Origin of the sequence: Marinobacter sp. es.042, assembly GCF_900188315.1 — a bacterium.
Classification (GTDB): Bacteria; Pseudomonadota; Gammaproteobacteria; order Pseudomonadales; family Oleiphilaceae; genus Marinobacter.
This window is the reverse complement of record NZ_LT897781.1, coordinates 2250041-2262184: the sequence shown is the minus strand read 5'-3', so window position 1 is coordinate 2262184 and position 12144 is coordinate 2250041. Positions and strand designations below refer to the sequence as shown.

Below are 12144 nucleotides of genomic sequence, written 5' to 3'. Positions count from 1 at the left end.
GCGGAGCTTCTATCCTATCCGACTCTCCCTTCCGGAATTGTCAAAGTTTGTTTAGGTGGCGTTGGATTTCTTGGCGTCCGTGTCAGGAAATATTGTGTCGTAACACCAGGTGAATACGAACGCATACACCAGATAGAACACTACGAACGCCACATCTACGATCAGTGCTTGCAACAGGCCAATGCCCATCCACCAGGCAATGATCGGCAGGAAGATGAGCATCAGACCCAACTCGAAACTCACCGCATGCAGGAAACGGATCCGCAGGGATTTTTGGGTTGAGCCATTGAAGTGCTTCAGGCCGTGATCGAATCCCAGGTTGAACAAGTAGTTCCAGATGGTCGCGATGGTGGCGCCAACCACACCAAGAACTCCGGTTCTTCCCATATCGAATCCGAACGTTACGGCAGCGAGGGGAACGGAAAGCAGGAGGCCAATAACCTCAAAGGAAATCGCCTGTCGAACTCTGTCTCTGGTTGATCTCATAGAACGTTTTGTACGAAGACGGGTCGTCCCGCGTTCACTGCCCGGGAAGGGTGGGGTCGTCCCCAGAAACTCAAAAGCCCGGCGCTTTCGGGACGGGCTTGCCAGAATACTGGTAGCAAGGGGCGGAGTCTAACCGCCGCCCGATAAAGAGGACAATGCAAAGGGCTGGAAAAAATGGGCACGGTGCCGATATGACAACTACTATAAAAAAAGCGTTTCGTGTTGTGTGTGAGTCAATGTCACGTTCGTTCGCTTAAATACCTTAAAAGGTATGCACTGTATTCGCATGCTTGGGAGGTGGGACATGCCAAGGATAGTATGGCTCAGGATTTTTCATGTCTTTTTGTTCCTGTTTTTTTCTCTGTCCCTGTCCGCTGATTCGAAACGTCAGCATATTGTTGGGGTCTTTGCAGATATAGAACGCGAAATTTCTGTGGAAAATGGGAAACTCGTGGGTCGTTTTGCGCCTTATTATCGTTGTGTCTTTAGCCGCGTAGACGGCGATTTCAGGTTCGTTAACATGCCGTTGGCCCAGATACTTCGCCAACTGGAAAAAGGCGGTATTTCAATTGGGTTGCCGTTAATTCAAACGGTAGAAAGGGATCAGTATGCGGACTTTGGCGGTACGTTGTTCCAATTGGAATATGTGTATCTCATGGTTCAGGATTTGCCGCCGTTAGACAGCATGACGGGGCTCAGGTTTGGATTTGTCCGGAAGTTTGCGGGTTTAGAGCTTTTAAAAGGTGATAGCCCTCAAGTAACGCATGTCTCTGATTGGGAGCAGGCTGTCCGGATGCTCAGGCTCGGTCGTGTAGATGTTGTGGTTCTGCCTCGGATCATGATGGACCTGTATCTCGAGGACTACCAGGGGGCTTATTATGACCGGACCGCAGCCTGGATAGATTTGTCCATGTACATCTCTCACAGTGTAGAGGATAACCGTCTTAAGGAAGACTTCAGGGATGCCATAAGAACCTGCCGCTTGATTAGCGAGAAAAATTATGAGGCCTGGGATATCCCCGGGGGACAGCGAGATCCAGAAGGTTGACTTAGCGTCAGTGAGTTGTCCGCCGACCTTTCAGGCATCAAAAAAGCCCGACTCTTACGAGCCGGGCTTTATAAATACTGGTAGCAAGGGGCGGAGTCGAACCGCCGACCCCAGCATTATGAGTGCTGTGCTCTAACCAACTGAGCTACCTTGCCATTTCGCTTTGGGCATCGCCCCAAACGAGGCGCGTATTTTCAGTATTTGGGCCCATTCTGTCAAGGCTTAGGGCCCAGTTTTTCCTGAAAAATTACACGTTGAAACGGAAGTGGATAACGTCGCCGTCTTTCACGATGTATTCCTTGCCTTCCAGGCGCCATTTTCCGGCATCCTTGGCCCCGGCTTCGCCGTTGTACTGAACGAAATCGTCGTAGCTCACCACTTCTGCCCGGATGAACCCGCGCTCGAAGTCGGTGTGGATCACGCCGGCGGCCTGAGGCGCTGTGGCGCCGATTTTTACGGTCCAGGCGCGGACTTCCTTCACCCCGGCGGTAAAGTAGGTCTGCAGGCCCAGCAGGCCGTAACCGCCGCGAATGACGCGATCCAGGCCTGGCTCTTCCATGCCCATTTCTTCCAGGAACATGGATTTTTCATCGTCTTCCAGTTCGGAGATTTCGGCCTCTATCTTGTTGCAGATGGGCACAACCACGGCATTTTCCGATTCGGCGATTTTGCGCACCGTGTCCAGATGCGGGTTGTTCTCGAACCCGTCTTCACTGACGTTGGCAATGTACATGGTCGGCTTCACGGTCAGCAGGCAGAGCTCCCGGATCAGGGCCATCTGGTCTTTGTCGAGGTTCATGCTGCGCACCGGTTTGCCCTCGTTCAGCACGGGCAGCAGTTTCTCGAACATCTCCAGCTGGGCCTTGGCTTCCTTGTCACCGCTCTTGGCCACGCGCTGAACCCGCTTGATGGCCTTTTCAACGGTTTCCAGATCGGCGAGGGCCAGTTCGGTGTTGATGACTTCAATGTCGGAGGCCGGGTCTACCTTGTTGGCGACATGAATGACATTGCCGTCCTCAAAGCAGCGCACCACGTGGGCGATGGCATCGGTCTGGCGGATATTGGCCAGGAACTGGTTGCCCAGGCCCTCGCCCTTGGATGCGCCCGCCACCAGGCCGGCGATGTCGACAAATTCCATGGTGGTCGGAACGACACGTTCCGGCTTTACGATTTCCGCCAGCTTGTTGAGGCGCGGGTCCGGCATGGCGACAACACCGGCGTTGGGCTCGATGGTGCAGAACGGGAAGTTTTCCGCACCAATGCCAGACTTGGTCAATGCGTTGAACAGGGTAGATTTGCCGACGTTGGGAAGGCCGACGATGCCGCAGTTAAATCCCATGGAATGCCTCTGCTGGTACTGGAAAAATTTGAGCGGATTATACCGGTTTGAAACTGTGCAGGCGATTCATGGCGGCGGGGAGTTTGCCGCTGGCTGCATCCGGTAATACCCGCATGATTTCGTCGATCACTGCGTTCAGTTCCTCGGTTTCCTGTTTGCCCAGGCGGCCGAGGACGTACCCGGTTACCCTGCGGCTGTCGCCGGGGTGGCCGATACCGATGCGCAGTCTCTGGAAATCGTTGGTGCCCAGGTGGGCGATAGCGTCACGCAGGCCGTTGTGTCCGCCGTGGCCGCCACCTTTCTTGAGCTTTGCGGTACCCGGGGGCAGATCGAGTTCGTCGTGGGCAATCAGAATCTGTTGGGGCTGAATCTTGAAGAAGTCTGCCAGCGCCTTGATGGCCAGGCCGCTGCGATTCATGAAGGTGCTCGGATTCAGGAGGTGCAGGTCCAGGCCCTGCCATTGAATGCGGGCATAGAGCCCGTGGTACTTCTTTTCGGGGCGGAGCGTCTGGCCCGCGGTGCGAGCCAGAGCTTCCACGAAGAGGGCGCCGGCGTTGTGGCGGGTATTCTCGTAGTCAGCGCCGGGGTTCCCCAGACCAACCACCATGACAATATCCTGCGCCATTCGCCATTGCCCTCCTCAGTGCAGGAGTGATTACTCCTTGTCTTCGCCGCCTTCTTCGCTTTCTTCGCCGTCTTCGGCTTCGTCATCAGCCTTGGCGCCGCGCGGCTTGTGGATAGCCACAACCGGCAGGTCGTGATCTTCACCCTGGAGCAGGGCGGCAATCTTGACGTCTTTCGGCAGTTTCAGGTCGCTCAGGTGAACTACCTGGTCCATTTCGACAGTGGTCATGTCCACTTCGATGAACTCGGGCAGGTTCTGCGGCAGACAGATCACTTCAACTTCGTTGATCTGGTGGTTCGCTACACCGCCGTGGAGCTTGATAGCCGGTGCAGTGTCTTCGTTGATGAAGTGCAGCGGTACGTTGACGTGGATCTCGTGGTCCTTGTCAACACGCAGGAAGTCAGCGTGGGTCAGGATCGGCTTGTACGGGTGACGCTGCAGATCCTTCAGGATTACGCTTTCTTTCTTGCCGTTCAGCTCAACGGTCAGAACGTGGGAGAAGAATGCTTCGTTCTCAAGGGCTTTTTTCAGCTCGTTGTGCCAGATGGCAATCGGAGTTGCATCCTTGTTGCCACCATAGATGATGGCCGGGATTTTCCGTTCCTCACGACGCAGGCGGCGGCTCGCACCTCTCCCCTGATCGTCGCGAGGAAATGCTTCGATAACAAATTCCTGAGACATGGTAATAACCTCAATCGTCACCTGAACTGCCCGCGACCAGGCGTAGGATCAGGTGATGTTTCTGAAAAGCCGGATTTTTCCGGCTGACTAAAAGAGTCGGGAGCCTGTGTAGGCTCCCGACCCGGTAACTGCTTGTAATGCCCTGATATTACGACCGAAAGGTCACTCAGGCATTCTCGAACATGGCACTGATGGACTCTTCGTTGCTCACGCGGCGAATCGACTCCGCAAGCAGCCCGGCCATTCCGAGGACGCGGATTCTATCACAATTATGCGCTTTGTCACCCAGCGGGATGGTATCGCAGACCACAAGTTCGTCCAGCTGTGAGGCATTGATGTTATCAATGGCCGGGCCGGAGAGAACCGGGTGGGTGATGTAGGCAACCACGCGGGCCGCGCCGTGTTCTTTCAGGGCGTTGGCTGCTTTGCACAGAGTGCCGGCGGTATCAATGATGTCGTCAACCAGGATACAGGTCTTGTCTTTGACATCACCGATGATGTGCATCACCTGGGAAACGTTCGCTTTCGGGCGACGCTTGTCGATGATAGCGAGATCGGCATCGTCCAGGCGCTTGGCCACGGCGCGGGCGCGAACCACACCGCCAACGTCCGGAGATACCACGACAAAGTTCTCGAAACGCTGCTTGAAGATGTCTTCAAGCATGACCGGTGTGGCGTAGATGTTGTCCACCGGGATATCGAAGAAGCCCTGGATCTGGTCGGCGTGCAGGTCAACGGTCAGGACCCGGTCTACACCGATGCTGGAAATCATGTCTGCGACCACCTTGGCGCTGATGGCAACACGGGTAGAGCGTACCCGGCGATCCTGGCGCGCGTATCCGTAATAGGGGATAACGGCGGTGACCCGTGTAGCGGAAGCACGGCGAAGTGCGTCGGCCATCACGATCAGTTCCATCAGGTTATCGTTGGTGGGGTAGCAGGTCGGCTGGATGATGAACACATCATGGCCGCGGACATTCTCATTGATCTCGACGGTGGTTTCCCCGTCGCTGAAACGGCCTACAGTGGCCTGACCCATGGGAATGTGGAGTTTGCGGGCAATCGCTTGAGCCAGTTCAGGGTTGGCGTTGCCAGCGAAGATCATCAGTTTGGACACGACGGCATCCTTCTCAGTATCGGCGTTTGATTCAGAAGAAGCGGGAGAAAGGTGGCTGGGGTGGCAGGATTCGAACCTGCGCATGACGGGATCAAAACCCGTTGCCTTACCACTTGGCGACACCCCAGTATCGTGCTTTTTTGGCATCATTTCAGCTCTGTTAGCTTTTTGTGTAGAGGTGACTTGTTCACCCCTTTAGCTACGAACCCCGTGACGCCGGAGGGTTTGCTTTCCCAGATGATCCGGGCTGCGGATTCTGTCGGGAAACGTCCAAATATGCAAGCCCCGGTTCCGGTTAATCTTGCAGGTCCGAATTGTGAAAGCCATTCCAGGCTCTGGTTAACCTCAGGATACAGTTTTCGAACTACATCCTCACAGTCGTTTCGGTACCTCGAGGCGTCTCCCTCAAAAGCGGGCGCTATTTTGATTCTCGGGGTGTTCCTTGTCAACCCTTGCTCGGAAAAAATCTTGCCAGTGTTTATGTTGCAGCCAGGCTTGAGAACAACGAACCAGTCTTCCGGCGGATTGGCGTTGGTCAGTGTTTCACCAACTCCCTCACCAAAGGCGGCATGACCCCGGACAAACACCGGCACATCGGCGCCCAGGCCGAGGCCTATTCCGGCAAGCTCATCGGTGCTCAAGTCGAGCTGCCAGAGATGGTTCAGGCCCAGTAGAGTGGTTGCAGCATTGGAGCTGCCGCCGCCCAGGCCGCCGCCCATGGGCAGCCGTTTGGTGATGCCGACGGTGACTCCGGGCAAGTCGCCTTGAGCCCTCTCAAGGAGTGCTCTGGCCGCGCGAATGATGAGGTTGTCCTCGTCGTCGACACCGGGAACAGGCTCCGCGAGCCTCACCCCCGGCTCGCCGGGTGTCAGGGTGAAGCTCAGCTCGTCGCCGTAGTCCAGAAACTGGAACAGGGTCTGAAGCTCGTGGTAGCCATCGTCCCGGCGCCCGACAATGTGCAGGAACAGGTTCAGCTTGGCCGGTGAGGGCAGTATCAGGCCAGGTGTCACTCGGGCTGCTCCTGCCAGTCGCTGACCACCAGGCGTACCCGCTTGTCGTCCTTGAGGGCGGTAATCCGGGCGGGCAGCGCAGGGTAAGCGGAGAGGAAGGCCTGCCAGCGGTCGTAGCGGATTTCCCAGCCGTTCTGGCGGATTATGGCCAGGGTGCCCTTATTATCAAACAGCAGGCGATAGTGGCTGGCGGGGGATGGCAGGCCCCGAATCCACCAGGTCAGATTCTCCAGTGGCAGCTGCCAGCCCGTGGCCGCCTCGACCAGCGCTTCCGGTTCGCCCGAGCGGTAGGTTTCGCCGTTCGGCAGGGTCAACTCGATAAACCCGGGAACCCCTTTGAGTGTTGTGCTGCCCATACCGAGGAAGGATGAGGAGAGGGCAAGATCGTAGGCTTCGCCATCCTGGATCCAGTGGTTGATGATGGCGGTTCCGCTGTCGGATGGCTGGCGTACGGCCAGCTTCCCGGACAGCTTCCAGTGGTCGAGTTTGTCGAGACTGACTGCGCGAGTGGTCCAGTCAGCCGGAGGCTGGTCTGTCATGCCCTCCGGCAATGGATCGATCTGAATCGTGGTACAGGCGCCGAGCGTGGCAAGCATCATCAGTGCCGCCAGAATTCGCCCCAGTCTCATTCGGTGTCACCACCATTGGTCAGCCGATCGATGGTTTCTCTGAGCACTTCGTGATCGCTGTCCTGTTCGAGGCCTTCCTGCCAGATGATTCTGGCCTGTTCTTCGGCTCCGTTCATCCACAGCGCCTCACCATAGTGAGCGGCAACTTCCGGATCGGGGAAGGCGGCCCAGGCACGGGAGAGGTAATCGAGCGCCGGCTCGAGCTGGCCTTCGAGGAACAGGACCCAGCCCATGCTATCGAGGATGGCCGGATTTTCCGGGTCCAGCCGCAGTGCTTTCTCGATATAGCCGCGGGCTTCTCTCAGTCTGTCTGTCCGGATGGTCAGGATGTAGCCCAGGGCATTCAGGGCGACGGCGTTTTCCGGTTCCTGTTCGAGAATCTGCTTCAGATCGGCTTCGGCGTCGCCAGGCTGTCCGATGCCATCGTAGAGCATGGCCCGGGCGTACCGGATCTCGATATTGTCCGGATGTTCTTCCAGAGCTTCCGTGGCGGTGCTCAGGGCCTGCTGTTGCTGTTCCTGATCCAGCAGCAGGTTCACCTCCAGCAGCCAGAAATTCTCTGCCTGGCGGGGATTGGCCTCGCGCAGCCTGCGGATGCGGTCAATGGCGTCCTCAAGCTGGCCATTCTTGGCCAGCAGGGAGCTGGCGCGGGCCAGGGCCGGAAAGTAGTAGTTGCCCTGTTCAACGCTCTGGTAGTAGCCAATGGCCTGCCCGGTATTGCCCGCCTGGTCTTCAATGCGACCCAGGTAATAGTTGGCCTCGCTGGTATGATGGCCCTGTTCGGCCAGGCGTGTCAGTTCTTCCCGGGCCAGATCAGTCTGACCGTTCTCAAGAGCGACCAGTGCGTGGGATAGTCTCAGGCCTGGCGTGTCCGGGTAGCGCTTCACAAGGCGGTTGAATTCATCCTGCGCGGCCTGTAATTCCCCTTCATTTATAAGCATTCGGCCGTAGAGTGTTCCCATCTGCCGGTTGCCGGGGAAGCGTCGGGTGTTGGTCAGCAGGTAGTCGAGGGCGCTGCTTTTCTGGCCGGTCTGGTAGAGAAGGTCGCCCTTGAGAATGATGGCCGGCTGGAAATTGGCACTTTCCTCCAACAGCGGTTCAAGCCTGTCCAGGGCTTCCTGCGGCTGCCCGGTTACCTTTAAAAGCAGCGCGATGCTGTATTCGAGTTCCGGCGTGTCGGGATGGCGGTCCGACATTTGATTGTAGAGGGCCAGAAGCTCCTGTTGCTGTTCTGGTGGCAGGTTTGCAGCCATGGCGGCCAAGCTGTCGAAGTCAGCGTCGCCACCCTGGTCCATGATCTGCTCCATATGGTGGATGGCGGTCTGGAGGTCATTTCCTTTCACGGCCTGGATAGCAGAGATCCGGTGGGCCTGGAGGCTGTTCGGGTCGATCTCGAGCCAGAGCTCGGCTAGTTGCTTCTGGGCGTTATCGCCGTTCAGGGATTGGGCGATTCGCATCGCCCGCTCAATCACCACCTGGTCCCGGGACTGTTTGGCAGCCTTCAGGTAGTTAACCAGGGTAATGTCGTAGCGTCCGCGCTGGGCTGCAATTTCGGCAGACAGAAGCAAATAGAGGGTTTCGGGCTCAAAATCGGCGTATTCAACCGGCGGTTGTGGTTCTGTCTTTTCCCCGGCGGCGACGGTTTCGCTCTTGGCAGGCGCTTCCTCTGTGCCGGTGAGGCTGGCACAGCCTGCCAGCGTGAGGCCAAGCAGGCAGGTAAACAGAAACGGTACGGATTTGTGCATGCAACTTCCCATGATCTGTCGAAAACGCATCTGAAATAACCACGCTCCAGCCCCGGAATTGGGGTAGATCGGGTCGCGGCCTCAGCCGAATCCCTATAATGGCATAAGCACCTGATCTTGCCCAACCTGTCCGCACTTGCCGAAGCTGCGGTGGTTTTGGGTGGCAGCTCAGGCCGCTGGCCGTTAAAATGTCCAGTAATTGCGCGTCTCTAAACCGCTCATCGGCAAAAGGTTGTACAACCACGAAATGGCACTGGTAACGCTGGGAATCAATCATCGCACGGCCCCCGTAGAGCTACGGGAGCGAGTAGCGTTTACGCCCGAGCGTATGGCGGAGGCGTTCGCCGAGCTGCGTGCGACGTCAGGCGCCACCGAGGCTGCGATACTGTCTACCTGTAACCGGACCGAGCTGTACCTGGCTGGAGATGACGACTGCGCCCCCATGGTGCTTCGCTGGATGGCCGGCTTCCATGGAATGGACGCCGCGGAACTGGAAGAAGCGCTGTACGTGCACCGTGATGGTGATGCCGTCAGGCACATGATGCGAGTGGCCGCCGGCCTGGACTCCATGGTGCTTGGCGAGCCACAGATCCTTGGGCAATTGAAGGATGCCTATTCCCTGGCCAGGGAGCACGGCGCCAGCGGCGCGTTCTTGTCCCGATTGTTCGAGCATACCTTCTCGGTCGCCAAACGAGTGCGGACCCAGACTGCCATCGGTGAAAACCCCGTTTCTGTTGCCTACGCCGCGGTGAGCATGGCGCATCACATATTTGCCGACATGTCCCGGAACAAGGCCCTGTTGATCGGTGCCGGCAAAACCATTGAACTGGTGGCCCGGCACCTTGCGGATGCCGGCGTGAAGGACTTCCTGGTGGCCAACCGTACCCTTGAGCGGGCACAGGCACTGGCAGAATCCCGTGGTGGCAAGGGCATTGTGCTGTCCGAGATCCCGGAACATCTGGCCGATGTCGACATTATTATTTCTTCAACGGCAAGCCCATTGCCGATCCTTGGTAAAGGTGCCGTTGAGCGAGCCCTGAAGAAACGCAAACACCGCCCCTATTTCATGGTGGATATTGCCGTGCCCCGGGATATCGAGCCGGAGGTGGCCTCGCTGGATGACGTCTATCTCTACACGGTGGACGACCTGCGCCAGGTTATCGAAGAAAATATCCGCTCTCGTGAGGGTGCGGCCCGGGAGGCCGAGAATCTGGTGGCATCCGGGGTTCAGGATTTTCTGAACCAGCTAAGGGCGCTGGATGCGGTGTCCACGCTCAAGCAGTTCCGTCAGCGTGCCGAAGTGCTGCGCGATGCGGAGACCGAAAAAGCCCTGCGCGCCCTGCGCAATGGCACAGATCCTGAAACCGTGCTGCGCAGTATGGCACGCGGCCTCACCAACAAACTCCTGCACGAGCCCTCTGTGCAGGTTCGCAAGGCCACCACAGAAGGTCGCACCGAGGTGACAGAGTGGCTGCGTGAGTTGCACCAGCTGGATGCACTGGACGCGGACACGACGACAACCCCGGAAAAACTATGAAGCCATCGATCCAATCCCGCCTCGAGCAGCTTTCTGACCGCTTCGAGGAAGTCAGCGCATTGCTTAGTGATTCCTCCATTATCTCCCAGCAGGACAAGTTCCGGGACCTTTCCCGGGAGTTCGCCGAGATTGAGCCCATTGTTCATTGCTTCCAGGCCTGGCAGCACTCCCTGGATGACATCGAGGCTGCGCGCGAGCTGGCGAAAGATGGCGACGCCGATATGCGGGAAATGGCCGAGGAAGAACTGCAACTTGCCGAGCAGAAGAGCGAGGAGCTCGATGAAGAGCTCCAGCGCCTGATGCTGCCGAAAGACCCGAACGACGGCAAGAACGTCTTCCTGGAGATTCGCGCCGGCACCGGTGGTGACGAAGCTGCCATTTTTGCCGGCGACCTGTTCCGGATGTATCTGCGCTATGCCGAGCGCCGGCGCTGGCAAGTGGAGGTTCTGAGCGAGAGCGAAGGCGAGCACGGCGGCTTCAAGGAACTGATTGCGCGCGTGGCCGGTGACGGAGTGTATGGTGCCCTGAAATTCGAGTCTGGTGCCCACCGGGTGCAGCGTGTTCCGGAAACCGAATCCCAGGGCCGGATCCATACCTCCGCCTGCACCGTGGCGGTGATGCCCGAGGCCGATGAGGCCGAGGCCATCGAGCTCAACAAGGCGGATCTGCGGGTAGACACGTTTCGTGCGTCAGGTGCTGGCGGCCAGCACGTGAACAAGACCGATTCGGCGATCCGGATAACGCATTTGCCAACGGGCATCGTGGTGGAATGCCAGGAAGAGCGTTCTCAGCACAAGAACCGCGCCAAGGCGTTGAGCTTGCTGGCCTCTCGACTTCAGAATGCCGAGACCGAGCGGCAGCAAAAGTCCATGGCCGAGACTCGCAAGAGCCTGGTGGGCAGTGGCGACCGGTCCGAGCGGATCCGCACGTACAACTTTCCCCAGGGGCGGGTGACGGATCATCGGATCAATCTCACCCTTTACAAGCTCGACGAAGTCATTGCCGGCGATCTGGATGCCGTTGTCGTACCTCTGCAGCAGGAACACCAGGCCGAGCTGCTCGCCTCTCTCGCCGATGACCAGTAAACCCTTACTGACCTGCGAAGCCCTTCTGACGGAGGCATCCAGCCGAATTGAAAGTGATTCGCCGAGGCTGGATGCCGAGCTGCTGCTGAGCCACATTACGGGGCTCAGCCGGACCAGTTTTCGGGCCTGGCCGGAGCGTGAGGTGACCGACACTCACGCCGAGGCTTTCGAGAGGCTGGTGCAGGATCGGGTGGCCGGCAGGCCTGTGGCGCATTTGTTGGGGCAGCAGGAATTCTGGTCACTGCCGCTGAAAGTCAGTGCCTCCACTCTGATTCCAAGACCGGATACCGAATGCCTGGTGGAAGTTGCTCTTGCTTTGCCGCTACCACCGCAAGCCAGTGTGCTGGATCTGGGAACAGGGACGGGCGCCATTGCCCTGGCTCTCGCCAGTGAGCACGGGGGTTGGCGAATATCTGCCTGTGATGCCGTGCCCGAGGCAGTGGCGCTGGCCCGTGAAAACGCTGTTGCCCTTGGCCTGAACCTTTCCCTGGTCCAGAGCTCCTGGTTTTCGGGGCTGGACCCAGAGAGGTTTGATCTGATTGTCTCCAATCCACCCTATATCCCCACTAGCGACCGCCACCTTGAGGAAGGTGACGTTCGATTCGAACCTGCCTCGGCCCTGGTATCCGGGAGCGATGGCCTGGATGATCTGCGACTGATTATCAGACAGGCGCCGGACTGGCTGGTGGAAGGCGGCTGGCTTCTGGTTGAGCATGGTTTCGATCAGGCAGATGCCGTGGCAGGGTTGTTTCATGCTCGCGGGTTTAAAGCCGTTGAGACCCGGCAGGATTATGGCAACCGGGATCGGATGACACTCGGACAATGGTCTTCGGGTGCCTAAC

12 protein-coding genes and 2 tRNA genes are annotated in these 12144 nt (G+C 58.0%); 4 read left to right on the top strand and 10 right to left on the bottom strand.

The annotated features are described in order from the left end of the window. Positions 1 to 51: 51 nt before the first annotated feature. Positions 52 to 486, bottom strand: coding sequence for a PACE efflux transporter (locus CFB02_RS10615; RefSeq protein WP_088557980.1), 435 nt, complete (start codon positions 484 to 486; stop codon positions 52 to 54). A gap of 304 nt (positions 487 to 790) precedes the next feature. On the opposite strand from CFB02_RS10615, the gene CFB02_RS10610 reads away from it, so the two are divergent. Further along, the gene (locus tag CFB02_RS10610) at positions 791 to 1534 is read left to right on the top strand and encodes a substrate-binding periplasmic protein (protein WP_088559223.1); all 744 of its coding nucleotides are present in this window, start codon (positions 791 to 793) and stop codon (positions 1532 to 1534) included. A 78-nt stretch (positions 1535 to 1612) separates the two neighbouring features. Here the strand turns inward: CFB02_RS10610 and CFB02_RS10605 are convergent. From CFB02_RS10605 to CFB02_RS10565, 9 genes are all read right to left on the bottom strand, one after another. Continuing rightward, a tRNA-Met gene (locus tag CFB02_RS10605) sits at positions 1613 to 1689 on the bottom strand. Between the two features lie 92 nt (positions 1690 to 1781). Continuing rightward, positions 1782 to 2873 carry a redox-regulated ATPase YchF gene (ychF, locus tag CFB02_RS10600; protein WP_014576221.1) on the bottom strand — a complete coding sequence of 364 codons (1092 nt, stop codon included), beginning with the start codon at positions 2871 to 2873 and terminating at the stop codon, positions 1782 to 1784. Between the two features lie 37 nt (positions 2874 to 2910). Continuing rightward, positions 2911 to 3498, bottom strand: coding sequence for an aminoacyl-tRNA hydrolase (pth, locus tag CFB02_RS10595; protein WP_088557979.1), 588 nt, complete (start codon positions 3496 to 3498; stop codon positions 2911 to 2913). Positions 3499 to 3528: 30 nt separating this feature from the next. Continuing rightward, positions 3529 to 4179: a 50S ribosomal protein L25/general stress protein Ctc gene (locus tag CFB02_RS10590; RefSeq protein ID WP_088559222.1), complete on the bottom strand. Its 651-nt coding sequence runs from the start codon at positions 4177 to 4179 to the stop codon at positions 3529 to 3531. A gap of 166 nt (positions 4180 to 4345) precedes the next feature. Beyond that, the gene (locus tag CFB02_RS10585) at positions 4346 to 5296 is read right to left on the bottom strand and encodes a ribose-phosphate diphosphokinase (protein ID WP_008176348.1); all 951 of its coding nucleotides are present in this window, start codon (positions 5294 to 5296) and stop codon (positions 4346 to 4348) included. Positions 5297 to 5348: 52 nt separating this feature from the next. After that, a tRNA-Gln gene (locus tag CFB02_RS10580) sits at positions 5349 to 5423 on the bottom strand. 19 nt (positions 5424 to 5442) lie between these two features. After that, entirely contained in the window at positions 5443 to 6306 is an 864-nt protein-coding gene (ispE, locus tag CFB02_RS10575) for a 4-(cytidine 5'-diphospho)-2-C-methyl-D-erythritol kinase (RefSeq protein ID WP_088557978.1), read from the bottom strand. Next, positions 6303 to 6935 (bottom strand): lipoprotein insertase outer membrane protein LolB, encoded by a 633-nt coding sequence (gene lolB / locus CFB02_RS10570; RefSeq protein ID WP_088557977.1) that lies wholly within the window; start codon positions 6933 to 6935, stop codon positions 6303 to 6305. The genes ispE and lolB overlap by 4 nt, the downstream gene beginning before the upstream one ends. Then, positions 6932 to 8680 carry a tetratricopeptide repeat protein gene (locus tag CFB02_RS10565; protein ID WP_088559221.1) on the bottom strand — a complete coding sequence of 583 codons (1749 nt, stop codon included), beginning with the start codon at positions 8678 to 8680 and terminating at the stop codon, positions 6932 to 6934. Before CFB02_RS10565 ends, lolB begins: the two co-directional genes overlap by 4 nt. Before the next feature lie 247 nt (positions 8681 to 8927). Between CFB02_RS10565 and hemA the strand changes: the two genes are divergently transcribed. From hemA to prmC, 3 genes are read left to right on the top strand one after another with little or no spacing between them, the layout of a single operon-like run. Continuing rightward, a complete protein-coding gene (gene hemA / locus CFB02_RS10560) occupies positions 8928 to 10217 on the top strand; it encodes a glutamyl-tRNA reductase (protein WP_088557976.1) in 1290 nt (429 codons plus the stop codon). Next, positions 10214 to 11302 (top strand): peptide chain release factor 1, encoded by a 1089-nt coding sequence (gene prfA / locus CFB02_RS10555; protein ID WP_008176342.1) that lies wholly within the window; start codon positions 10214 to 10216, stop codon positions 11300 to 11302. Before hemA ends, prfA begins: the two co-directional genes overlap by 4 nt. Continuing rightward, positions 11292 to 12143 carry a peptide chain release factor N(5)-glutamine methyltransferase gene (prmC, locus tag CFB02_RS10550; RefSeq protein WP_088557975.1) on the top strand — a complete coding sequence of 284 codons (852 nt, stop codon included), beginning with the start codon at positions 11292 to 11294 and terminating at the stop codon, positions 12141 to 12143. The genes prfA and prmC overlap by 11 nt, the downstream gene beginning before the upstream one ends. Position 12144 lies beyond the last annotated feature (1 nt).

Bases quoted from the DNA above. Each gene is read 5' to 3' on its own strand.
- ychF (WP_014576221.1), bottom strand. From the start codon at position 2,873: ATGGGATTTAACTGCGGCATCGTCGGCCTTCCCAACGTCGGCAAATCT.
- CFB02_RS10615 (WP_088557980.1), bottom strand. From the start codon at position 486: ATGAGATCAACCAGAGACAGAGTTCGACAGGCGATTTCCTTTGAGGTT.
- prfA (WP_008176342.1), top strand. From the start codon at position 10,214: ATGAAGCCATCGATCCAATCCCGCCTCGAGCAGCTTTCTGACCGCTTC.
- CFB02_RS10590 (WP_088559222.1), bottom strand. From the start codon at position 4,179: ATGTCTCAGGAATTTGTTATCGAAGCATTTCCTCGCGACGATCAGGGG.
- CFB02_RS10610 (WP_088559223.1), top strand. From the start codon at position 791: ATGCCAAGGATAGTATGGCTCAGGATTTTTCATGTCTTTTTGTTCCTG.
- hemA (WP_088557976.1), top strand. From the start codon at position 8,928: ATGGCACTGGTAACGCTGGGAATCAATCATCGCACGGCCCCCGTAGAG.
- CFB02_RS10565 (WP_088559221.1), bottom strand. From the start codon at position 8,680: ATGCACAAATCCGTACCGTTTCTGTTTACCTGCCTGCTTGGCCTCACG.
- lolB (WP_088557977.1), bottom strand. From the start codon at position 6,935: ATGAGACTGGGGCGAATTCTGGCGGCACTGATGATGCTTGCCACGCTC.
- prmC (WP_088557975.1), top strand. From the start codon at position 11,292: ATGACCAGTAAACCCTTACTGACCTGCGAAGCCCTTCTGACGGAGGCA.
- pth (WP_088557979.1), bottom strand. From the start codon at position 3,498: ATGGCGCAGGATATTGTCATGGTGGTTGGTCTGGGGAACCCCGGCGCT.